This window comes from Knoellia sp. AC549, from assembly GCF_979258975.1.
This window is the reverse complement of the sequence record NZ_OZ409890.1, coordinates 182,061-203,128: the sequence shown is the minus strand read 5'-3', so window position 1 is coordinate 203,128 and position 21,068 is coordinate 182,061. Positions and strand designations below refer to the sequence as shown.

The 21,068-nt window shown below is 70.1% G+C and carries 20 protein-coding genes and 1 pseudogene; 10 read left to right on the top strand and 11 right to left on the bottom strand.

The window, feature by feature from the left end:
* Window positions 1-27 precede the first annotated feature (27 nt).
* From ACZZ98_RS00970 to ACZZ98_RS00940, 7 genes are all read right to left on the bottom strand, one after another.
* The gene (locus tag ACZZ98_RS00970; RefSeq protein WP_463514535.1) at window positions 28-834 is read right to left on the bottom strand and encodes a hypothetical protein; all 807 of its coding nucleotides are present in this window, start codon (window positions 832-834) and stop codon (window positions 28-30) included.
* 183 nt (window positions 835-1,017) lie between these two features.
* Window positions 1,018-1,290 carry a hypothetical protein gene (locus ACZZ98_RS00965; RefSeq protein WP_463514534.1) on the bottom strand — a complete coding sequence of 91 codons (273 nt, stop codon included), beginning with the start codon at window positions 1,288-1,290 and terminating at the stop codon, window positions 1,018-1,020.
* Complete coding sequence (locus ACZZ98_RS00960; protein WP_463514533.1) at window positions 1,287-2,117, bottom strand: hypothetical protein; 831 nt, start codon at window positions 2,115-2,117, stop codon at window positions 1,287-1,289. Before ACZZ98_RS00960 ends, ACZZ98_RS00965 begins: the two co-directional genes overlap by 4 nt.
* A 24-nt stretch (window positions 2,118-2,141) precedes the next feature.
* The gene (locus ACZZ98_RS00955; protein ID WP_463514532.1) at window positions 2,142-2,456 is read right to left on the bottom strand and encodes an AzlD domain-containing protein; all 315 of its coding nucleotides are present in this window, start codon (window positions 2,454-2,456) and stop codon (window positions 2,142-2,144) included.
* Complete coding sequence (locus ACZZ98_RS00950; protein WP_463514531.1) at window positions 2,453-3,199, bottom strand: AzlC family ABC transporter permease; 747 nt, start codon at window positions 3,197-3,199, stop codon at window positions 2,453-2,455. Before ACZZ98_RS00950 ends, ACZZ98_RS00955 begins: the two co-directional genes overlap by 4 nt.
* 24 nt (window positions 3,200-3,223) lie before the next feature.
* Window positions 3,224-3,844, bottom strand: coding sequence for a GNAT family N-acetyltransferase (locus ACZZ98_RS00945; protein WP_463514530.1), 621 nt, complete (start codon window positions 3,842-3,844; stop codon window positions 3,224-3,226).
* Window positions 3,841-4,569, bottom strand: coding sequence for an enoyl-CoA hydratase (locus ACZZ98_RS00940; protein WP_463514529.1), 729 nt, complete (start codon window positions 4,567-4,569; stop codon window positions 3,841-3,843). The genes ACZZ98_RS00945 and ACZZ98_RS00940 overlap by 4 nt, the downstream gene beginning before the upstream one ends.
* 33 nt (window positions 4,570-4,602) lie before the next feature.
* Between ACZZ98_RS00940 and ACZZ98_RS00935 the strand changes: the two genes are divergently transcribed.
* On the top strand, window positions 4,603-5,412 hold the full coding sequence (locus ACZZ98_RS00935; RefSeq protein WP_463514528.1) for an FAD-binding oxidoreductase: 810 nt from the start codon (window positions 4,603-4,605) through the stop codon (window positions 5,410-5,412).
* Between the two features lie 93 nt (window positions 5,413-5,505).
* The gene (locus ACZZ98_RS00930; RefSeq protein ID WP_463514527.1) at window positions 5,506-5,889 is read left to right on the top strand and encodes a VOC family protein; all 384 of its coding nucleotides are present in this window, start codon (window positions 5,506-5,508) and stop codon (window positions 5,887-5,889) included.
* 41 nt (window positions 5,890-5,930) lie between these two features.
* On the opposite strand, the gene ACZZ98_RS00925 is transcribed toward ACZZ98_RS00930, so the two are convergent.
* Complete coding sequence (locus ACZZ98_RS00925; protein ID WP_463514526.1) at window positions 5,931-6,404, bottom strand: dihydrofolate reductase; 474 nt, start codon at window positions 6,402-6,404, stop codon at window positions 5,931-5,933.
* Window positions 6,405-6,507: 103 nt separating this feature from the next.
* Window positions 6,508-7,317, bottom strand: coding sequence for a thymidylate synthase (locus ACZZ98_RS00920; RefSeq protein WP_463514525.1), 810 nt, complete (start codon window positions 7,315-7,317; stop codon window positions 6,508-6,510).
* 83 nt (window positions 7,318-7,400) lie between these two features.
* On the opposite strand from ACZZ98_RS00920, the gene dapA reads away from it, so the two are divergent.
* From dapA to ACZZ98_RS00890, 6 genes and pseudogenes are all read left to right on the top strand, one after another.
* On the top strand, window positions 7,401-8,288 hold the full coding sequence (dapA, locus tag ACZZ98_RS00915; protein WP_463514524.1) for a 4-hydroxy-tetrahydrodipicolinate synthase: 888 nt from the start codon (window positions 7,401-7,403) through the stop codon (window positions 8,286-8,288).
* A pseudogene (locus tag ACZZ98_RS00910) lies at window positions 8,285-9,971 on the top strand (ribonuclease J). Before dapA ends, ACZZ98_RS00910 begins: the two are co-directional and overlap by 4 nt.
* Before the next feature lie 105 nt (window positions 9,972-10,076).
* Window positions 10,077-10,874, top strand: coding sequence for a hypothetical protein (locus ACZZ98_RS00905; protein ID WP_463514523.1), 798 nt, complete (start codon window positions 10,077-10,079; stop codon window positions 10,872-10,874).
* The gene (locus ACZZ98_RS00900) at window positions 10,874-12,739 is read left to right on the top strand and encodes a fumarate reductase/succinate dehydrogenase flavoprotein subunit (RefSeq protein WP_463514522.1); all 1,866 of its coding nucleotides are present in this window, start codon (window positions 10,874-10,876) and stop codon (window positions 12,737-12,739) included. Before ACZZ98_RS00905 ends, ACZZ98_RS00900 begins: the two co-directional genes overlap by 1 nt.
* Before the next feature lie 76 nt (window positions 12,740-12,815).
* The gene (locus ACZZ98_RS00895) at window positions 12,816-13,592 is read left to right on the top strand and encodes a succinate dehydrogenase/fumarate reductase iron-sulfur subunit (RefSeq protein ID WP_463514521.1); all 777 of its coding nucleotides are present in this window, start codon (window positions 12,816-12,818) and stop codon (window positions 13,590-13,592) included.
* A 311-nt stretch (window positions 13,593-13,903) separates the two neighbouring features.
* On the top strand, window positions 13,904-16,543 hold the full coding sequence (locus ACZZ98_RS00890; protein WP_463517700.1) for an FtsK/SpoIIIE family DNA translocase: 2,640 nt from the start codon (window positions 13,904-13,906) through the stop codon (window positions 16,541-16,543).
* Here the strand turns inward: ACZZ98_RS00890 and ACZZ98_RS00885 are convergent.
* Complete coding sequence (locus ACZZ98_RS00885; RefSeq protein ID WP_463514520.1) at window positions 16,527-17,642, bottom strand: MauE/DoxX family redox-associated membrane protein; 1,116 nt, start codon at window positions 17,640-17,642, stop codon at window positions 16,527-16,529. The genes ACZZ98_RS00890 and ACZZ98_RS00885 overlap by 17 nt on opposite strands.
* A gap of 52 nt (window positions 17,643-17,694) precedes the next feature.
* Between ACZZ98_RS00885 and ACZZ98_RS00880 the strand changes: the two genes are divergently transcribed.
* Complete coding sequence (locus ACZZ98_RS00880; protein ID WP_463514519.1) at window positions 17,695-18,402, top strand: ion channel; 708 nt, start codon at window positions 17,695-17,697, stop codon at window positions 18,400-18,402.
* A 5-nt stretch (window positions 18,403-18,407) separates the two neighbouring features.
* Here the strand turns inward: ACZZ98_RS00880 and ACZZ98_RS00875 are convergent, their stop codons facing one another.
* Window positions 18,408-19,589 (bottom strand): dipeptidase, encoded by a 1,182-nt coding sequence (locus ACZZ98_RS00875; RefSeq protein WP_463514518.1) that lies wholly within the window; start codon window positions 19,587-19,589, stop codon window positions 18,408-18,410.
* A gap of 69 nt (window positions 19,590-19,658) precedes the next feature.
* Between ACZZ98_RS00875 and rimO the strand changes: the two genes are divergently transcribed.
* Window positions 19,659-21,059: a 30S ribosomal protein S12 methylthiotransferase RimO gene (rimO, locus tag ACZZ98_RS00870; RefSeq protein WP_463514517.1), complete on the top strand. Its 1,401-nt coding sequence runs from the start codon at window positions 19,659-19,661 to the stop codon at window positions 21,057-21,059.
* Window positions 21,060-21,068 lie beyond the last annotated feature (9 nt).

The following is a 21,068-nucleotide window of genomic DNA, read 5'->3' as shown; positions in this document are numbered from 1 at the left end:
GTGCTCGTCAGGCCGACGGAGTGACGCTCACGCCTTGGTTGCTGTCCCGTTGGCCGGGGTGGTGCCCGGGTTCGTCGCGGTGACGGCGAGCTGGACTGTGCCCGTGGTGCTGTTCAAGTTGCCGCTCGAGAACGTGAGTGTCGGCTGGAAGGTCACCGTGCCATTGCGGCCGATCTGCGTGTTCGAGGTGAAAGTCACGGTGTTTCCCGTGATGGAGGAGGTCCAGCCTGGAGCGGTTGCCGTGCTGATAGGGGTGGGGAAGCCAGCTGGCAGGGTGAGCACTACGCGAAGGCTGGTCGTGGTCTGGAAGCCGGTGTTGGTGATGGTCCGCGAGGTGAACGTCATCGTCCGCGACGGATTGCCTGGGCCTGCGGACCACGTGCCGGCGTTGATGCTGAGGACCGGGGGGCTCGCGGCGACGGTCGTCGTGGTCGAACCCGGCGTGCCGGGGGCGCCTGGGGTGGCCGTGACGTTGACCAGGATCTGGTTGCCGACGACGGTGTCGACCGGGTCGAAGGTCACGACGAACGGTCCGGTGGAGGCGTTGGCCCCCAGCTGAGGGTCGACCTTGTCGATGGTGATGACGTTGGATCCGTTGCCGGACACCACGGTCCATCCCGCTGGCGGGGTCACCACGGCGGTGACGCCGACGGGCAGCGTGTAGGTGACCTTGAGGTCCGTCGTGGGCTGGGTGTTGTTGTTGGTCACGGTCGTGGTCACGGTGAAGCGGGCGAGCGCGGTGCTCGCGCCGGTCCACCCGCTGTTGGTCGCAGTGACGGTCAGGGCGGCGGGGCCGGACGCAGCCATGGCGGGCGACTGCGTGACCAGCTGCACCGCGGGCACCGTCCACGCGACATGAGCGCCAGTGCGGATCAGGGTGCGTCGGTTGACACCCAGCCTGCGTGTGGAAGCGGGCGACTCTTGCTCGCGTGTCGTCATGACTCTCCCCCAGGGGCTCAGTGAGGTTGAGGCGTCAACGACCCTCACCAGAGGCTCAGCGTAGCGCGAATTCGCAGGTCAGACGCCGAACCCCTGCAATTCCACGATGTGCGCAGCCGTGAGCTCGGTCAGGAGGCGGCCCACTGCGTCGGCAGTGCTTCCGTCGGGCGGGGAACCATAGGCCGACTCCACCGCGTGGACGATCTCGGGGACTGGGGTCCAGTGCCTCCCGAGGAACGCCACCACTGTCGTCGCGATCGGCGAGAGCACGACCACCTGGTCACCTGCGTAGACAGCGCACTGGTCGCCCTCGACGAACAGGTCGTGGATGATCGCTCGCCTGGCCTTCACGGCGCCCCCACGAGCGTGTGGACCGCACCGGTGACGTCGCCGGCCTCTCGGTAGGTCAGCCGCTGCAGCCCTCCGCACGCGGCAAGCAGATCGGCGAGTCGGTGCAGGGGCGCATCCAACCGCTTGAGGTGGGAGGCGTGCTCGGACAACCGAGACAGCGCTGGCAAGGTCGGGACCACGTCGAGCATGGGAGGTCCGGTGTGGCCGGAAGCGCGATCGAGCAGCACCACGGCAACGGCGCGCAGCGGCCCCGGACCGGGTGCCGTCAGGCCGCAGTCGCCCGGGGCTCGCTGCGCCTTGAGCCGACCATCTGCGCGATGCAGCGAGAGGGGTTTGGGGAACGGCCTGATGACGTGGTCGGACTCGATCGCCGCTGTCTCGTCCGTGACATAGGCCAGCCCCGAGCCGAGCGATCCCAGCGAGAGGGCGAGGGTCGTCTTGCCTGCTCCGGACCGACCGACGAGCACCACGGCCGCGCCCGTCCGGGGATGAGCCAGGACGCATGCGTGGAGCATGAGCACCCGACCGGCGAGGTGCTCCATGGCGGCCCGCGTGATGTGCGGCGTGAGCCAGTCCTCCATGGTGTCCTCGTCGCAGTGGGCCAGCATCCCAGTGGCGCTCGCGTCCGCCACGACGGCAGGGTCTGCGTCGAGCAGTGCCTGCACGGTGACGACGGGATCGAGCTCGTCGGTGGTCAGGCACCAGGACCACGTCAGCCGGAGGGCGCCGGCGAGGGTCTCGTGACGGGAGCCGAAGCACTCCACAGCCACGGGCACCCCGAGCACCTCCAGCCGGACTTTGGAGCCACGGGTGGCTGGCATGGGCACCGCGCCAGTCTAGGTGTCCGCGCCTCAGCCCCACCCGAGCGCACGGAGGCCGGCGGCGACGGCAGCCGCCCCGATGACGACGACGAGGAAGTTCGCGCGCAGGAGCAGCAGGACGACGGCCGCGCCGACGGCCGCCAGCCGGGCGTCGACGTGGAGCGAGCCGCCGTCGCCACCGAAGGTCTGGATGGCCACCAGCCCCGCGAGCAGGGCCACCGGGAGCAGCGTCAGCACGCGGCTGCGCTTCGGACCCTCGACCCACGCCGCGGGCACGAGGTAGCCCGCGAGCTTGGTGGCATAGGCGAGTCCCGACGCGAGCAGGACGATGGTCCAGGAGCTCATGACGCGACCTCGGGGTCCGTGGTGGCTCGTTCGTGCCGGCCGCCGCCACTCAGCCCGATGACGAGGGCGGCGAGCACGGTGAGGATGACCGGCACTCCCACGGGCAGCAGGGGAGAGGTGAGGAGCGCGATCGCGACGGCCAGGACCATGGTCGCGGCGGCGTCACGGCTGCGCAGACGGGGCCAGAGCAGCGCCGTGAACGCCGCCGCTGCCGCCGCGTCGAGGCCATAGCGCTCGGGGTCGCCGAGGGCGTTGCCCACGAGCGCGCCCACGAGCGTCATGAGGTTCCAGAAGACGAACACGGCGATCCCGGTGACCCAGAACCCGAGACGGCCAGCACGCCGGTCCTCCTGTGCCACACCGACCGCCGTCGACTCGTCGATCGTCAGGTGCGCCGCGAGCAGGCGCCGCAGACCCCGCACGTCGAGGATCCGGGACGTCTGGAGGGCATAGAGGCCGTTGCGCACTCCGAGCAGGGTCGAGGTCGCCACGGCGGCCGACCCGGTGCCGCCGGCGCCGAGGATCCCGACGACCGCGAACTGCGACCCACCGCTGAACAGGAGCACCGACAGGGCCACCGTCTGGAGGACGCTCAGCCCCGACGCGACGCCGAGCGCGCCGAAGCTGATGCCATAGGCGCCGGTCGCGATACCGACCGAGAGCGACTGTCGCAGAACGGCTTTGCGCTTCGACCCGTCAAGCGGTGGGTATGCCGCCTGCTCACCGTCGGCGAGCTTCTCCACCTCTCGGGTCGGCCGCCGGGGTCGTCACCGCCCCGGCTCCGTCTCCTCGGGGTCGGGGTCCTGTGGGGCGAGCGAGGCGACGAGGCGGACCTCGCGCAGCGTGTCTCCGTCCGCCGAAACGACGCGGTCGCGGAAGGCGCCATCGGGTCCGAGACCTGAGGCGACGAGGAACGCACGGGTGGCCTCGTCGTCGGCGAGGACCCAGGTCGCGAGCTCCTCGGCCCCTGCTCCACGAAGGGTGTCGACGCAGGCGTTGAGCAGGCGGGAGCCGTGGCCCATGCGACGAGCGCCCGGGTGCACCCCCATCGCGGTGACCTCTCCGCAGGCCGGACCGGCGTCCGGGTCCTGGCTCGGGCCGATCGCGGCGAAGCCGACGACCTGCTCCCCGGCTCTCGCGACGAGCAGGCGGTGCACGCCCTCCGGCGGGCTCTCGAGCGACTGCCGCCAGGCCTTGGCGAAGGCGGGCGCCTCGAAGAGGGCGACGACGTCGTCGGGCAGTCGGCCGGCATACGCCTGCGTCCAGACGGCAGCCTGGACGACACCGACGGCTGGAGCGTCGGTGGGCTTTGCGGTCCGCACGCTCGCATCAGCCGTGGGACCCATGGCGTGCGAGTGGTCGGCGCCGTCGCCGTGGTCGTGGCTCATCTGCCCTGGAACTGGGGGGTGCGTCGTTCGCGGAAGGCCGAGCGGCCCTCGGTCAGGTCGTCGCTGGACCAGGCCTCGGCGAAGGCCGCCTCGTAGCGCGCCACCTCGGTGTGGTTGCCGCCGTGGGCGTCGAACCCGAGCTTGGAGCCCGCCTGGGTCATGGGCGCGAGGTCGGCTGCGCTCGCGGCCAGCTCGAGGGCGGCGTCGAGGTCGCCGCGCACCTGGGCGAAGCCGAGCCGCCACGCGTCGTCGGCGGTGAGCACCGCGCCGGTGAGGACCATGTGACGGGCCGCGCCCTCGCCCCAGAAGCGGGTCACCCGCTCGAGGGTCCAGTGGTCGACCATGAGCCCGAGCCTGGCCACGGGCACCGCGAAGCGGGCGTCGTCGGTGACCACGCGCAGGTCGCACGCGACAGCCAGCTGCATCCCGAGACCCATGCACGAGCCCGAGATCGCTGCGACCGTCGTGATCGGCGCCTGCGAGAGGCGGTCCAGGACCTCGGCGAGCCGGTCGGTGAAGCCCACGTCCTCGAGCTCGGTGAGATCGGCACCGGCGCAGAAGTGTCCACCCTCACCGGTGACGACGATGGCGCGCGAGACCTCGATCGCTGCCCCGACCGCCTCGTCGAGCTCGTCGAGGGCGTCATGGTTCAGCGCATTGCGTCGCTCCGGCCGGTCGATCGTGATGACGGTGACCCGGTCGGAGGTACGTGAGGAAATCGTCACGCGGTCGAGCCTAACCGGGAGGCGTTTGTGAGGATGGAGGGCGTGTCCCTGCTCCGTCGTCCCTCGAAGCCGCACCCGGTCTTCCGTCCCCTCGCCGTGGCCGAGGTCGACCCGGTGGCGGAGCACGCCGTGTCGATCGGTTTCGACGTCAGCGACATGCCGATGTTCCTCGACTACCGCGCCGGTCAGTACGTCACGCTGCGGGCGCTCATCAACGACGAGGACGTGCGGCAGTCCTACTCGATCTGGGTGCCGCCGAGCCGTGCCCGCCGCGACGGCATCATCCGGGTGGCGGCCGCGGCCGTGCAGGGCGGGCGCATGTCACCGTGGCTGGCGTCCGAGGTCGCCGCGGGCGAGGTCATGGGCGTGCTCCCACCGTTGGGGGAGTTCGTCCTCGACGAGGTGACGGGTCCACGCCACCACGTCGGCGTCGTCGGCGGCTCGGGCATCACGCCCGTCCTCGCGATCGCCGCGGCGGCCCTGGAGCAGGACGACGCCTCGACCGTCGACCTCATCATCGCGAACCGGACCCGGGAGTCGACCGTGCTCGGGCGTGAGGCGGCTGCCCTCGAGGCGGACTCGGGCGGCCGGCTGCGCATCGAGCACGTCCTCAGCCGTGAGCGGGTGGAGGGCGTGCGGCACGGACGCATCGACCCGCTCGTCATCCGGAGCGTGCTCGACGACGTCGGCGGCCCCGAGGGCGTCGACGACTGGTGGCTGTGCGGACCCGAGGGCCTCATCGCCGACGTCGAGGCCTGGCTCATCGGCTCCGGCGTCGGGGCCGAGCACGTCCACCGCGAGCGGTTCACCTCGACCGGGCCGGTCGACCCGCGCAAGCCCTGACGCACAGCGCGCGCGCCATCGGGAAGCGCATCGGCGCGGGGGAGCAGGTGATCCGGAAGCAGATCGTCCACAACGGGTCATAGTCTGCGGCCCATGGCGATCCACTGGACCTTGGGCTGCGACGCGAGCGATCCGCAGCTGTTGGCTGCGTTCTGGGCCAAGGCCCTCGGGTACGTCATGGAGCCGGGGTACGACGACCCGGACGGCGCGTCGATCATCGACCCGGGCGGTCGTGGCCCGGCCATCGGCTGGTTGCGGGTCCCGGAGGAAAAGTCGAGCAAGAACCGGGTCCACATCGACGTCCGGGTCGCGGGAGAGGGGCCCTGGGACATGATCGAACGGGAGCGGATGATTCGGGCGAAGGTGCCCGAGCTCGTCGCTCTCGGGGCGCGCGTCGTCCGAGAGGAGCAGGTCGGCGACGTCCTCGGCCATGTCGTCATGGAGGACCCTGAGGGGAACGAGTTCTGCGTCGCCTGAACGCGACCATGACGCGCCCGTCCGCTCGGGGAACCGCCTCGTCAGGCCAGCGAACGCTCGTAGGTCACCCAGGCGAAGCCGTCACGCTGCTCACGAGCCGTCTCGCGCCAGTGCGCCGGGTCGATGTCGGGGAAGCGCACGTCACCGTCGGGCTCCTGGTCGACCTCGGTGATGAACAGCCGGTGCGCGAACGGCATCGCCTGCGCATAGATCTCGCCGCCCCCTGCGACGAACACCTCACCCACCGGACCCGCCAGCCCGAGTGCGTCGTCGAGGGAGTGGACGGTCTCGACGTCGGCGTGGTGCCAGTCGCCCTGGCGCGTGATGACGATGGTCCGGCGCCCGGGAAGTGCCCGACCGATCGAGTCGAACGTCTTGCGCCCCATGACCATCGCGTGGCCCATGGTCGTCCGCTTGAAGAAGGCGAAGTCCTCGGGCAGGTGCCAGGGCATGTCGTTGTCCGCGCCGATGACGCCGTTGCGCCCGACGGCCGCGATGAGGGTCACTTGGGTCATGCCGCTCACCCTATTGCCGGCGGAACCACGACGTCAGGCATGCCGGCCGCGCACCGTGAGCGGACGGCATACCTGATCGTTGAAAAGTCGGAGAAGACGTGTCTCAGACCGCGATCGGCGCCTTGATCGCCGGGTGCGGGTCGTAGCCGACGAGCTCGAAGTCGTCGAGGTCGAAGTCGTCGATGGCGGTCTTGGGTGCGATGCGCATCGTCGGCAGGGCGCGCGGCTCGCGGGTCAGCTGGAGCCGGGCCTGCTCGAGGTGGTTGGAGTAGAGGTGCGCGTCGCCGAGCGTGTGGACGAACTCGCCGGGCTCGAGGTCGGTGAGCTGGGCGACCATCATCGTGAGCAGGGCGTAGGAGGCGATGTTGAACGGCACGCCGAGGAAGACGTCGGCCGAGCGCTGGTAGAGCTGGCAGTGCAGCTTCGCTGCGTGGTCCTCGCTGGCGGGGCTCACATAGAACTGGAAGAGCGCGTGGCAGGGCGGCAGGGCCATGTCGTCGACGTCGGCGACGTTCCAGGCGCTGACGATGTGGCGGCGGCTGTCGGGGTTGGTGCGGATGCCCTCGATGACCTTGGCGATCTGGTCGACCTGGCGGCCGTCGGGGGTGGGCCAGGAACGCCACTGGTGGCCATAGACGGGTCCGAGGTCCCCGTGCTCGTCGGCCCACTCGTCCCAGATCGAGATGCCGCGCTCCTGGAGCCAGCCGACGTTGGTGTCGCCGCGCAGGAACCAGAGGAGCTCGCCGATGATCGACTTCAGGTGCAGCTTCTTGGTGGTGACGACGGGGAAGCCCTCGGCGAGGTCGAAGCGCATCTGGTGCCCGAAGACCGAGCGTGTCCCCGTGCCCGTGCGGTCGGACTTGTCGACGCCCTCGTCGAGGATGCGGTCGAGGAGGTCGAGGTACTGGCGCATGGGTGCGAGCGTAGCCGTGAGCACCGACGGCGCAGCGACTACGGCGAGCAGGTGCGGGGTCGACAACGACTACTCTGAGGGCCATGACGACGAACCCCTTCGGCCGGGTCATCACGGCCATGGTCACCCCGATGCACCCGGACGGATCCATCGACGAGACAGGGGTGCGAGCCGTCGTCGAGCACCTCGTCGCGAACGGTCATGACGGCATCGTCGTCAACGGCACGACGGGCGAGGCCTCGACCCTCACGGACGACGAGAGCGTCGACGTCGTCCGCCTCGCGGTCGAGGTGGCGGGGGACCGCGCGGCGATCACGGCCGGTGTCGGTTCCAACGACACGGCACACAGCATCCACATGGCGGGTCGCGTCGCCGAGGTCGGGGCGGACGCGCTGCTGCTCGTCTCGCCGTACTACAACAAGCCGACCCAGGCCGGGTTGCTCGCGCACTGCCGCGCCGTGGCCGACTCGACCGAGCTGCCGATCATGCTCTACGACATCCCCGGCCGGACCGGGGTCGAGTTCAGCACGCAGACGCTCGTCGAGCTGGCCGAGCACCCGCGCATCGCGGCGGTCAAGGACGCCAAGGCCGATCTGTGGGCCTCGACCCACGTCCTGGCTGCGACCGACCTGCTCTGGTTCAGCGGGGACGACGTGCTCACGCTGGCCCTGCTCGCCCAGGGTGCGGTCGGCTGCGTCTCGGTCGTCGGGCACGTCGCCGGCCAGGAGTATGCCGCGATGATCGCGGCCGTGGACTCCGGCGACCTCGCCACCGCGCGCTCGATCCACCAGAAGCTCATTCCGGCCGTCGACGCCATCATGACGACGTCGCAGGGCGCCATCATGGCCAAGGCCGCGCTCGTCGAGCTGGGCGTCATCGAGTCGGCCTTCGTCCGGCTGCCGCTCGTCGAGTCACCGCCCGAGCACCTCGCGGTCCTGCGCAAGGGTCTCGAGGAAGCAGGCCTGCGGTGAGTCACCCGCACCCAGAGCTTCTCCCTGCCCGGACCCCTCGCGGACGATGGCGTGCGCGTCGTCGCCCTCGGAGGTCTCGGTGAGGTCGGCCGCAACATGGCCGTCCTCGAGCACAAGGGCCAGCTGCTCGTCATCGACTGCGGCGTCCTCTTCCCCGACGACCACCACCCGGGCATCGACCTCATCCTCCCGGACTTCAGCTACATCGCCGACCGGCTCGACGACGTCCAGGCCATCGTCCTCACGCACGGTCACGAGGACCACATCGGGGCGGTGCCCTATCTCCTGCGCCTGAAGTCCGACATCCCCCTCGTGGGCTCCAACCTCACGCTGGCCCTCATCGAGGCCAAGCTCAAGGAACACCGGATCAAGCCCTACACGCTGGCCGTCAAGGAGGGCGGGCGCGAGAAGTTCGGGGTCTTCGACTGCGAGTTCGTCGCCGTCAACCACTCGATCCCCGACGCGCTGGCCGTCTTCGTGCGCACCTCCGGCGGCACGATCCTGCACACCGGCGACTTCAAGATGGACCAGCTGCCCCTCGACGGGCGCCTCACCGACCTGCGCGCCTTCGCCCGGCTGGGGGAGGAGGGCGTCGACCTCTTCCTGACCGACTCGACCAACGCCGAGGTTCCCGGGTTCACCACGCCCGAGAAGGACATCGCCCCGGCCATCGACCGCGTCTTCCGGGACGCGCGCCGACGCGTCATCGTCGCCTGCTTCTCCTCCCACGTGCACCGCGTCCAGCAGGTCCTCGACGCCGCCGAGAATTCCGGCCGCAAGGTCGCCATGGTCGGCCGCTCGATGGTGCGCAACATGGGCATCGCCGCGGACCTCGGCTACCTCCACGTCCCCGACGGCATCCTCGTCGATTTCAAGAAGCTCGGGGACCTGCCCGACGACAAGGTGACGCTCATCTGCACCGGCTCGCAGGGTGAGCCCATGGCGGCGCTGTCGCGGATGGCCAACCGGGACCACCAGATCGAGGTGGGGGAGGGCGACACCGTCCTCATGGCGTCCTCGCTCATCCCCGGCAACGAGAACGCCGTCTACCGGGTCATCAACGGGCTCATGCGACTCGGCGCCGACGTCGTCCACAAGGGCAACGCCAAGGTCCACGTCTCGGGCCACGCCAGCGCCGGCGAGCTCCTCTACTGCTACAACATCGTCAAGCCGCGCAACGTCATGCCGGTCCACGGCGAGTGGCGACACCTGCGCGCCAACGCCGACCTCGCGCTCGCGACGGGGGTGCACCCCAAGGGGGTCGTCGTCGTGGAGGACGGGGTCGTGGTGGACCTCGTCGAGGGCAAGGTGCGAGTGGCCGGTGCGGTCCCGTGCGGCTACGTCTATGTCGACGGGTCGTCCGTCGGTGAGGCCGACGAGGGTCTGCTGAAGGACCGCCGAATCCTGCGTGACGAGGGGTTCATCTCCGTCATCGTCGTCATGGACTCGACGACCGGCAAGATCGTCGCCGGTCCGGAGATCACCGCCCGCGGCTTCGTCGAGGGCGACATGGTCTTCGACGACGTCATGCCGAGCCTGGTCAAGGCCCTCGACGACGCGACGGCCGGGGGCATGAACGACAGCTACCAGCTCGAGCAGGTCATGCGCCGCTCGGTCGGGGGCTGGGTGGGTCGCAAGATCCGCCGTCGCCCGATGATCATTCCCGTCGTCATCGAGGCCTGAGGCACGGTCGGTCGCCCGCGCGGGCCCGGTCGGTCGGCCCGCGCGCCCCCTTCCCTTGCGGTGGCTTTTCCACCAAGGTGTAGCCAACACAGGGAGGTGTTGGCGGTGGCGACTCAGGATCGAACCGGCGTCCGAGGACCGACGCGGGCGGGGATCGAGGCGCGCACCCTGCGCGAGGACCGCTGGTGGCTCTCGCCACTCGTGACCTTCGTGGTGTTCGGCGCCTTCGTGGTCTACGCGACCATCCGCGCGTTCATGGGGCGCGACTACTACGCCTCGCCCTACCTCTCGCCGTTCTACTCGCCCTGCCTCGGCGACTGCGTCGAGGGCGCGTCCGACTTCGGGCAGCCCTTCAGGGCGTTCCCGTTGTCCGCGGCGCTGATCATCCTGATCTTCCCGCTGGGCTTCCGGATGACCTGCTACTACTACCGCAAGGCCTACTACCGGGCGTTCTGGCTCTCGCCGCCCGCGTGCGCGGTCGCCGAGCCGCACTCAGCGTACTCCGGCGAGACTCGCTTCCCGTTGATCCTGCAGAACGTCCACCGCTGGTTCTGGTATGCCGCGGTGCTCGTCGCGATGGTCCTCACCTTCGACGTGGTGCTTGCCTTCCGCAACGCCGAGCACGAGTGGGGCCACATGGGGCTCGGCACGGTGCTCATGCTCGTGAACGTCGTCTTCATCTGGCTCTACACCCTCTCGTGCCACTCGTGCCGGCACGCGGTCGGCGGTCGGCTGCGGCACTTCTCCAAGCACCCCGTGCGCTACCAGCTGTGGACCTGGGTCTCGAAGCAGAACGTCCACCACGGTCGCTACGCGTGGGTGTCCCTGTTCTCCGTCGCCCTGGTCGACCTCTACATCTGGTTGCTGGCGGCGGGCGTGATCGACGACGTGAGGTTCTTCTGATGACGCAGGCCTCGGCGCCCGGCGAGGGCCGGCACCCGATGACGGGCAACGCCATGTCCGGTGACGCCCAGGGCGGCATGGAGCGCCACAGCTACGACGTGGTGGTCGTGGGCGCGGGCGGTGCCGGGCTGCGCGCGGCGATCGCGGCCCACGACTCCGGCGCCAGGGTCGCTGTCGTCTGCAAGTCCCTCCTCGGCAAGGCCCACACCGTGATGGCCGAGGGAGGCATCGCCGCGTCGATGGGCAACTCCTACCCCGAGGACAACTGGGAGGTGCACTTCCGCGACACCATGCGCGGCGGCAAGATGCTCAACAACTGGCGGATGGCGCAGCTGCACGCCCAGGAGGCGCCCGAGCGGGTCATGGAGCTCGAGGACTGGGGGGCGCTGTTCGACCGCACCGAGGACGGGCTGATCAGCCAGCGCGACTTCGGCGGCCACAAGTACGCCCGGCTCGCGCACGTCGGCGACCGCACCGGACTCGAGATGATCCGCACCCTGCAGCAGCGAGCCGTGGCCCTGGGCATCGACGTCTTCATGGAGTGCACGGTGACGGACCTGTTCAAGGCCGACGGCAGGATCGCCGGCGCCTTCGCCTACTGGCGCGAGTCCGGTCGCTTCATCGTCTTCGAGGCCCCCAGCGTCATCCTCGCCACCGGCGGCATCGGCAAGTCCTTCAAGGTGACCTCCAACTCCTGGGAGTACACCGGCGACGGCCACGCCCTGGCCATGCGGGCCGGCGCCAGTCTCATCAACATGGAGTTCGTGCAGTTCCACCCGACCGGCATGGTCTGGCCGCCCTCGGTCAAGGGCCTGCTCGTCACCGAGTCGGTGCGCGGCGACGGCGGCATCCTGACCAACTCCGAGGGCAAGCGCTTCATGTTCGACTACATCCCGGAGTACTTCAAGACCGAGACCGCGGACACGGTCGAGGAGGCCGACCGCTGGTACGACGACAAGAAGAGCAACCGGCGACCACCCGAGCTGCTGCCCCGCGACGAGGTCGCGCGCGCCATCAACTCCGAGATCAAGGCGGGTCGCGGGACCCCGCACGGCGGCATCTACCTCGACATCGCCTCGCGACGCTCACCCGAGTTCATCCGCAAGCGGCTGCCGTCGATGTACCACCAGTTCAAGGAGCTGGCCGACGTCGACATCACCGCCGAGCCGATGGAGATCGGCCCGACGTGCCACTACGTCATGGGCGGGGTCGAGGTCGACGCCGACACCCAGGAGAGCGCGGTCACCGGCCTGTATGCCGTGGGCGAGTGCTCGGGCGGCATGCACGGCTCCAACCGGCTCGGGGGCAACTCGCTGGGGGACCTGCTCGTCTTCGGCAAGCGCGCGGGCGAGGCCGCGACGGCATACGCCAGGTCTCTCGGCGACAGTCGACCGCAGGTCGACCAGGAGGACGTGAAGTCGGCCCAGACGAGCGCCCTGGCTCCGTTCGAGGTCGAGGGCGGGGAGAACCCCTACACGATCCAGTCGGACCTCCAGCAGTCGATGAACGACCTCGTCGGGATCATCCGCACGGCGCCCGAGCTGGAGGAGTCGCTCAGCGCGATCGAGGCGTTCAAGGCACGAGCCAGCACGATGGTCGTCGAGGGGCACCGGCAGTACAACCCCGGCTGGCACCTCGCGCTCGACCTGCGCAACATGCTCATCGTCAGTGAGTGCATCGCCAAGGCCGCGCTCGCCCGCGAGGAGTCACGCGGCGGGCACACCCGCGACGACTTCCCCGGGCCCGATGAGGAGTGGGGCACCAAGAACCTCGTGGTCACCCTCAACGCCGAGGGGACGGGCGTCAGCCTCCACGAGAAGCCGTTGCCCGAGATGCCCGACGAGCTGAAGGGGTACTTCGCATGAGCGAGCGCAGCGAGCGAGTCATCCAACACAGCGCGACATGTGCCTCATGCGCGCACGGAGCGAAGCGAGTACGCGCATGAGCTACACGCTGAAGCTGAGGGTCTGGCGTGGGGACAGGGACGGTGGGGAGATCAAGGACTATCCCGTCGAGGTCTCCGACGGCGAGGTCGTGCTCGATGCGATCCACCGCGTGCAGGCCTCGCAGGCCGGGGACCTCGCGGTGCGCTGGAACTGCAAGGCCGGCAAGTGTGGCTCGTGCAGCGCCGAGGTCAACGGCAGGCCGCGCCTCATGTGCATGTGCCGGCTCTCGGACTTCGAGGAGGACGAGGTCATCACGGTCACGCCGATGCGGGCCTTCCCGGTGATCCGCGACCTGGTCACCGACGTCTCCTACAACTACGAGAAGGCCAAGGAGCTGCCGGCGTTCGCGCCACCGGAGCGTGACGCGGACGGCAAGCGCCGGATGCAGCAGATCGACGTGGAGCGGGGCCAGGAGTTCCGCAAGTGCATCGAGTGCTTCCTCTGCCAGAACACCTGCCACGTCGTTCGTGACCACGAGGACAACAAGCCGGCGTTCGCCGGACCGCGCTTCTTCCTGCGCTATGCCGAGCTCGACATGCATCCCCTGGACACCCACGACCGCCGGGCCCTCGCGCAGGACGCGGCCGGGCTCGGCATGTGCAACATCACCAAGTGCTGCACCGAGGTCTGCCCGGAGGGCATCAAGATCACCGACAACGCGATCATCCCGCTCAAGGAGCGGGTCGTGGACCGCAAGTTCGACCCGCTGGTGTGGCTGGGCAGCAAGATCGGCGTCCGCAACAAGGACAACGACGGCCGCACCGAGGTCTGAGTACTCGAACCGACCCTCGGCCCAGGTGCCGCATTATCGGGTCACCCGATAAAGGCCCCCTCCGCCCGAGTTGCCAACCCGGGTGGAGCGGCCCAGTATCGGGTCACCCGATAATGCGGCGGGGGAAAGGGGAGCGGGCTGTGGCGCGTGTGACGCGTGTGTCTGAGGTGACTTTCGCCTAGGGTGCGAGCATGGCCTCCCGTTCGACTTCTCCTGCGCGCTCCCGCCCGGCCTCCGGGCGACCGGCCAACCGCCGCGCGCCCGCCCGACCCGCGAGCCGCAAGAAGGCCCCGGCCAAGGGCGGCACCCCCATGCCGGTGGCCGCCGTGCGCGGAGCCTGGATGGGTCTGGCCCACGCCACCGGGGGAACCGTCCGCAAGGTCTCCCATGCCGGACACGACCTCGAGCCCGAGCACCGCCGCGACGGAGCCGGCCTCACCCTCATCGCCCTGGCCGTCGTCGTCGCCGCTCGCGAGTGGTGGGGTCTCGCCGGCATGGTGGGCGACGCCACGCATGCCGTCGTCGCGGGCACCTTCGGCCGCGTCGCCTATGTCGTCCCGATCGTCCTGCTCCTCTTCGGCCTCCACCTGTGGCGCACCCCGCGCGAGCACCCCGCGACGAACCGCATGGCCATCGGCACCGCGCTCCTCGCCTTCGCCTCGACCGGCGTCGTCCACGTCGCCGCGGGCATCCCCGAGCCGCCGGCCGGCGCCGACGGCATGCGCGCTGCCGGTGGCATCATCGGCTTCCTCGCCTCGAGCCCGCTCGAGACCGCGGTCTCGATCTACGGCACCATCCCGCTGCTCATCCTCCTCGGCATCTTCGGTCTCCTCGTGCTCACCGCGACGCCGGTGCACGAGATCCCCGACCGCTTCGACCAGCTGCGTGCCACGATCCTCGGCCAGCCGGCCCACGACGACGAGGACCACACCGAGGCGCTGCCGACCAAGAAACCGCGCCGGAGCCGCGCCGTGCCCGACGAGCCACTCGTCGGGGACGAGGCCTTCGAGCAGGCCGCGATCGTCGCCTACGAGGACCGCGTCGGCGGCAAGGGCCGCAAGAACCGTCCCGCAGAGTCCGCACCCGTGGCCGAGGAGGGCGGACCGCGCCCCGGCGAGAAGCGCCCCACGGCCCCGGGCGTCCTCGCTCCGGGCGCGACCGTCAAGGCACCGCTTGAGCCGACCCGGCTCGAGGCGCCGCCGACGACCCCGTTGCCGCAGCGCGTCGAGCAGCTCTCCCTCGCCGGCGACGTCACCTACACGCTGCCCGACAACTCCGTCCTCAAGCAGGGCGCGCCCCACAAGGAGCGCTCCGAGGCCAACGACCGCGTCGTCGAGGCGCTCACCACGGTGCTCGACGAGTTCGGCATCGACGCCCAGGTCACCGGCTTCACCCGCGGACCGACGGTCACCCGCTACGTCGTCGAGCTCGGCCCGGGCATCAAGGTCGAGCGGGTCACCGCCCTGTCCAAGAACATCGCGTATGCCGTCGCGTCCGCCGACGTGCGCATCCTCAGTCCCATCCCGGGCAAGTCCGCGATCGGGATCGAGATCCCGAACCCCGACAAGGAGATGGTCTGCCTCGGCGACGTCCTGCGCAGCCGGGTCGCGCGCGACAACCACCACCCGATGGTCATGGGCGTCGGCAAGGACGTCGAGGGTGGCTACGTCATCGCCAACCTCGCCAAGATGCCCCACCTGCTGGTCGCCGGCGCCACCGGCTCGGGCAAGTCGAGCTTCGTGAACTCGATGATCACCTCGATCCTCATGCGAGCGACGCCCGACGAGGTCCGCATGGTGCTGGTCGACCCCAAGCGGGTCGAGCTCACGGCATACGAAGGTATCCCGCACCTCATCACGCCGATCATCACCAACCCCAAGAAGGCGGCCGAGGCCCTCCAGTGGGTCGTGCGTGAGATGGACGCTCGCTACGACGACCTGGCGGCCTACGGCTACAAGCACGTCGACGACTTCAACAAGGCGGTGAAGTCCGGCAAGGTCCAGCCGCTGCCGGGGTCGAAGCGGGTCATCCAGCCCTACCCCTACCTGCTCGTCGTCGTCGACGAGCTCGCCGACCTCATGATGGTCGCGCCGCGTGACGTCGAGGAGTGCATCGTCCGCATCACCCAGCTCGCGCGCGCTGCGGGCATCCACCTCGTCCTCGCGACCCAACGCCCGTCCGTGGACGTCGTCACCGGCCTCATCAAGGCCAACGTGCCCAGCCGCATGGCGTTCGCGACCTCGTCGCTCGCCGACAGCCGCGTCGTCCTCGACCAGCCCGGCGCCGAGAAGCTCCTCGGCCAGGGTGACGCACTCTTCCTGCCCATGGGGGCCAGCAAGCCGATGCGCGTCCAAGGCGCCTGGGTCACCGAGACCGAGATCCAGGACGCCGTCGCCCACGTGACCGGCCAGCTGAAGCCGACCTATCGCGAGGACGTCGCCGTCGTCGCGCCCAAGAAGAACCTCGACGACGACATCGGCGACGACCTCGACCTGCTGCTGCAGGCCACCGAGCTCGTCGTGACGACGCAGTTCGGCTCGACGTCGATGCTCCAGCGCAAGCTGCGGGTGGGCTTCGCCAAGGCGGGTCGCCTCATGGACCTGCTCGAGTCCCGTGGCGTCGTCGGACCCTCCGAGGGGTCGAAGGCGCGTGACGTGCTCGTGCGCCCCGACGACCTCGAGACCACCCTTGCGGTCCTGCGCGGGGACGAGATCCCGGACGACGTCGCCGCCTTCGACAACGAGGCGACCGACGGGATGACCCAGGACGGCGCTCCCTCGATTGACGCGCCGCCCATGTCTCCGGCGAAGGCACCGACCCAGCAGGTCCCGACCGACCGCTACGGCCCCGACGCGGTCGCAGCCGGCCTCGAGAGCCGGCCCCAGGTCGAGGCCTGGGACGAGGACGAGGACGACAGCGAGGACGCGTGGGAGCTCACCGGTCGCCGGTGAGCTGTCCCTCCGACTGACCGACGTCGACGGTGGCTGGAGGCCTATCCGCTGCCCCCGGCGCATCGGAGGCAGCCGGCGCCTCGCTCAGCGTCTGGGCAAGCTCGGCGACGAAGTCGCGGACCTCGTCGTACCCAGCCACCGGACCGCCGGCGAGGAATCCGTCGACCCCGAGGAGCACCGCGCTCGGTGATCCCGTGAGCCCGAGGGCCCGCCACGCGAGGCCTCGGTGGTCGGTCAGGGTCAGCCGCGGGGTGCTCGGGAGGAGCGACTCGACGAGGGGCACGGAGAAGACCATGCGCACGTCGACGACCTGCAGCTGCGCCTGCCAGTCCTCGAGCTCGGTGACGATGCCTCGGGTCGAGACGCAGTAGCAGTTGACGAACACGAGCAGCTGGGCCCGCCGCGCCGAGAGCTCGAGGAGCGTCACGGGACCCGACGCGGGGTCATGGAGCAGGAGCTCTGGCGTGGGGCTCCGGACGTAGTCGTCCTCGTCCACGTGGGATGGCTCGAAGGACAGACCGGGCGCGAGGGCATCGGGTCCCTCGAACGCTTCCGCCTGCTCGATCGGATCCGACTGCCCGAACCTGCCGAGGACGAGCGCCGTCACCAGGCAGGCCAGGCCGGCAAGGACGAGCCAGAGGCCGTCGTCGGCGGTGAAGTCCGCCACGAGCGACCACAGGGTTCGACCCGACGCCGCCAGGCCGAGCGCCGCCGCCGCGGCCGAGACGAGGAGCGTGTTGCGCAGGAGGGTCCGCCCGGAGATGCGGTGGTCACCGGCCTGACCGAAGCAGCCGCAGCTGGGGCGTGGGGTGATCGTCAGGCCGCGTGCGATGAGGGCCCAGTAGGCGAGCATGAGGAGCAGCGTGGCCGCGGCGGCCACACCGAAGAGCGGTGCCCACGGGGCGAGCAGGCCGGCGGCGAGTGCCAGCTCGATGCCGGGGACGGCTCGGGCCAGTGCTGCCGGGAGGACCCACTCCGGAAGGTGCAGGTTGCGGATGATCCGCTGGAGCGAGGCGCCCTTGCCCATCTTGGCCACGGCGCTGAACCCCAGGACGCCGACGAGGACGAGCGGTGCGATCACCCACGCGGCATGGTGCATGTCGTCATCGTAGGTCGGGCCCCCTTCCGGCGGAGGCGCTTAGAGTGACGCCATGGAGACCACTTCCTGGGACGACCTGCGCGAGCCGCTGACCCGGACGCAGCGCTGGGCGGCAGTGCTGCGCAAGCAGCCGTCGGCGTTCCTCCTGGCTGTCCAGCTGCTCGTCATCGTGCTGCTGCCGTGGCTCCAGGACCTCGACTACGGCCGCGTCGCGCTTTCGGTCCTCAGTCTCTCCGCGCTCACCGTCGCCGTCTTCACCGTGCGGAGCACCCCGGCGCTCACGTGGCTCTCGGTCCTCATCGGCCTCCCCGCCGGCGTCCTCGAGATCTGGACCGTCGTCTCGCCCGACAACGCGGTCGTCGTCCCCCTCGCGCACACGGCGCTCTCGCTCTTCTACTTCTACACGGCCTACGGCCTGGTCGCCTACATGTTCGAGGACGCCTGGGTGACCAAGGACGAGCTGTTCGCGGTCGGGGCTGCCTTCACCGTGCTGCTCTTCGCGTTCGCCTACCTGTTCCTCGCGGTCCAGGAGCTGTGGCCCGGGTCCTTCATCGGCCACACCGAGGATGCCGAACGCTCCTTCCTGGAGCTCCTCTATCTCTCGGGCGCCAACCTCACCAGTGTTGGCCTGTCGGACGTCCTCCCGGTTGGCTCCCAAGCGAGGGCGGTCGCAATCATCGAGCAGCTCGCGGGCGTCATGTATGTCGCCATGGTGATCTCGCGCCTCGTCGCGCTCACTGTCATGCGCAACCGGGGCTGAGCGGCTCAGACCCCGTCGAGGTCCTCGATCCGAGCAGTGCTGGGAGCGCGTCCGCCGAGGTCGCGTGCGGTCGCCTCGACACCCTCAAGCACGCGCAGGGCGTTGCTCCACGTCAGCCTGCCGAGGTCGTCGTCGGACCAGCCGCGCTCGGCGAGGGCCTCGAGCAGGCGGGGGTAGCAGGACACGTCCTGGAGACCCGTGGGCAGCACACCCACCCCGTCGTAGTCGCCGCCCAGACCGATGTGTTCGACGCCGGCGACCTCGCGGACGTGCTCGACGTGCGCGACGACGTCGTCAAGAGTCGCCGCCGGCTGCGGATGCCTCACGCGATGGCGCTCGAGGAAGGTCGTGTATGCCGTGTGGTCGGCCCAGTGGACGCCCTCGACCGCCGCTGCGTCCGCCGCTTCCAGGTCCCACTCGCGCACGGCGGGTGAGACGAACTTGGGGACGAAGGTGACCATGCAGAGACCACCGTTGGCGGGGAGCTGGGCGAGGACGTCGTCGGGGACGTTGCGCGGGTGGTCGCAGACGGCGCGAGCCGAGGAGTGCGAGAACATGACCGGCGCCGTCGTGGTGGCCAGCGCGTCACGCATCGTGTCGGCAGACACGTGCGAGAGGTCGACCGCCATGCCGACGCGGTTCATCTCGCGCACCACCTCGCGCCCGAAGGGGGAGAGGCCACCGAGCACCGGCTCGTCCGTGGCGGAGTCGGCCCAGGGGACGTTGTCGTTGTGGGTGAGGGTGAGGTATCGCACCCCCAGCGCGTGGAGCATGCGAAGTGCTCCCAGTGAGGAGTCGATGCTGTGACCGCCCTCGGCGCCCAGGAGCGATGCGATGCGGCCGCTCGCGCGCGCAGCACGCACGTCAGCCGCACTGACCGCGAGAGCCAGCTCACCGGCATACCGGGTCGTCATGGTCCGGACGAAGTCGATCTGCTCGAGCGTTGCGGTCACCGCCCGCTCGCCGGCCCACTTGGCATCGACGTAGACCGACCAGAACTGTGCACCCATGCCGCCACGGCGCATGCGGACGAGGTCGGTGTGGGTCGAGGCCAGCTCGGTGCCCAGGTCGAGGCGGTCGAGGTCATAGGCCACCTGTTCGCGAGCCGCCCACGGGAGGTCGTTGTGGCCGTCCCAGACGGGGCGGCTCGCGAGCAGGTCGGTGATGCGCTGGCCGGTCGACGTCATCGCCCCAACCTAGGACACGTCGACCCGGCACCGTCGGGAGTGCACCACGCGCGCAACTAGAGTGGACCCATGCCTGCACCCGACACGACCACTCGCTCGGTGGCCGTCGTCACTCTGGGCTGCACCCGCAACGACGTCGACTCCGAAGAGCTCGCGGGGCGCCTCCAGGCCGGTGGCTGGACCCTCGTCGACGACGCCGCCGACGCCGACGTGGCCGTCGTCAACACGTGTGGGTTCGTCGAGCAGGCCAAGAAGGACTCGATCGACAGCCTCATCGAGGCGTCCTCCCTCAAGGAGAGCGGCCGGACGCAGAAGGTCGTCGCCGTGGGCTGCCTCGCCGAGCGCTACGGCCAGACGCTGGCCGACGAGCTGCCCGAGGCCGACGCCGTGCTGGGCTTCGACTCGTATGCCGACATGTCGACGCACCTGCGCACCATCCTCGACGGCGGCAAGGTCGCGAGCCATGTGCCCAGCGACCGTCGCAAGCTGCTGCCGCTCTCACCGGTGACGCGTCAGGAGGCGTCGGCCGACGTCGCCCTTCCGGGTCACGCGGCACCCCGTGCCCGGCTCGAGACCGGCCCGTGGGCCCCGCTCAAGATCGCCAGCGGCTGCGACCGGCGCTGCGCCTTCTGCGCGATCCCGATGTTCCGCGGTTCCTTCGTCTCACGCCGACCCACCGACGTCATCGAGGAGGCCCGCTGGCTCGCCACCCAAGGGGTGCGCGAGCTCTTCCTCGTGAGCGAGAACTCCACCTCCTACGGCAAGGACCTGGGCGACCTGGCCCTCATGGACGCGCTCCTGCCCGAGCTCGCCGGCCTCGACGGCATCGAGCGGGTCCGGGTGTCCTACCTGCAGCCGGCCGAGGTCCGGCCCGGCCTGCTGGACGCGATGGTGGCCATCCCCGAGGTCATGCCCTGGTTCGACCTGTCCTTCCAGCACGCCTCCGCGCCGCTGCTGCGTCGCATGCGCCGCTTCGGCGGCACCGAGGCGTTCCTCGGGCTCATCGAGGACGTCCGGCGGCGCTCGCCGCTCGCGGGCATCCGCAGCAACGTCATCGTCGGCTTCCCGGGTGAGACCGAGGCCGAGGTCGACGAGCTCGCCGAGTTCCTCACCGCAGCGCGTCTCGACGTCGTCGGTGTCTTCGGCTACTCCGACGAGGACGGCACCGAGGGTGAGCTGCTGACCGGCAAGATCGCGCCCCAGGACATCGCCGACCGCGTCGAACGCCTCACCGACCTCATCGAGGAGCTCACCGCGCAGCGGGCGGAGGACCGCATCGGCGAGAGCGTGCGGGTCCTTGTCGAGGGGGTCGACGACGAGAGCGGCGACGTGTTCGGGCGCGCCGAGCACCAGGGTCCGGACGTCGATGGCGCGACGCGGGTCGTGGGCGTCGACGCCGCCATCGGCGAGACCGTCGTCGCCACCGTCGTCGCCACCGAGGGCATCGACCTCGTCGCGGACCCGGCGTGAGGTCTGCGT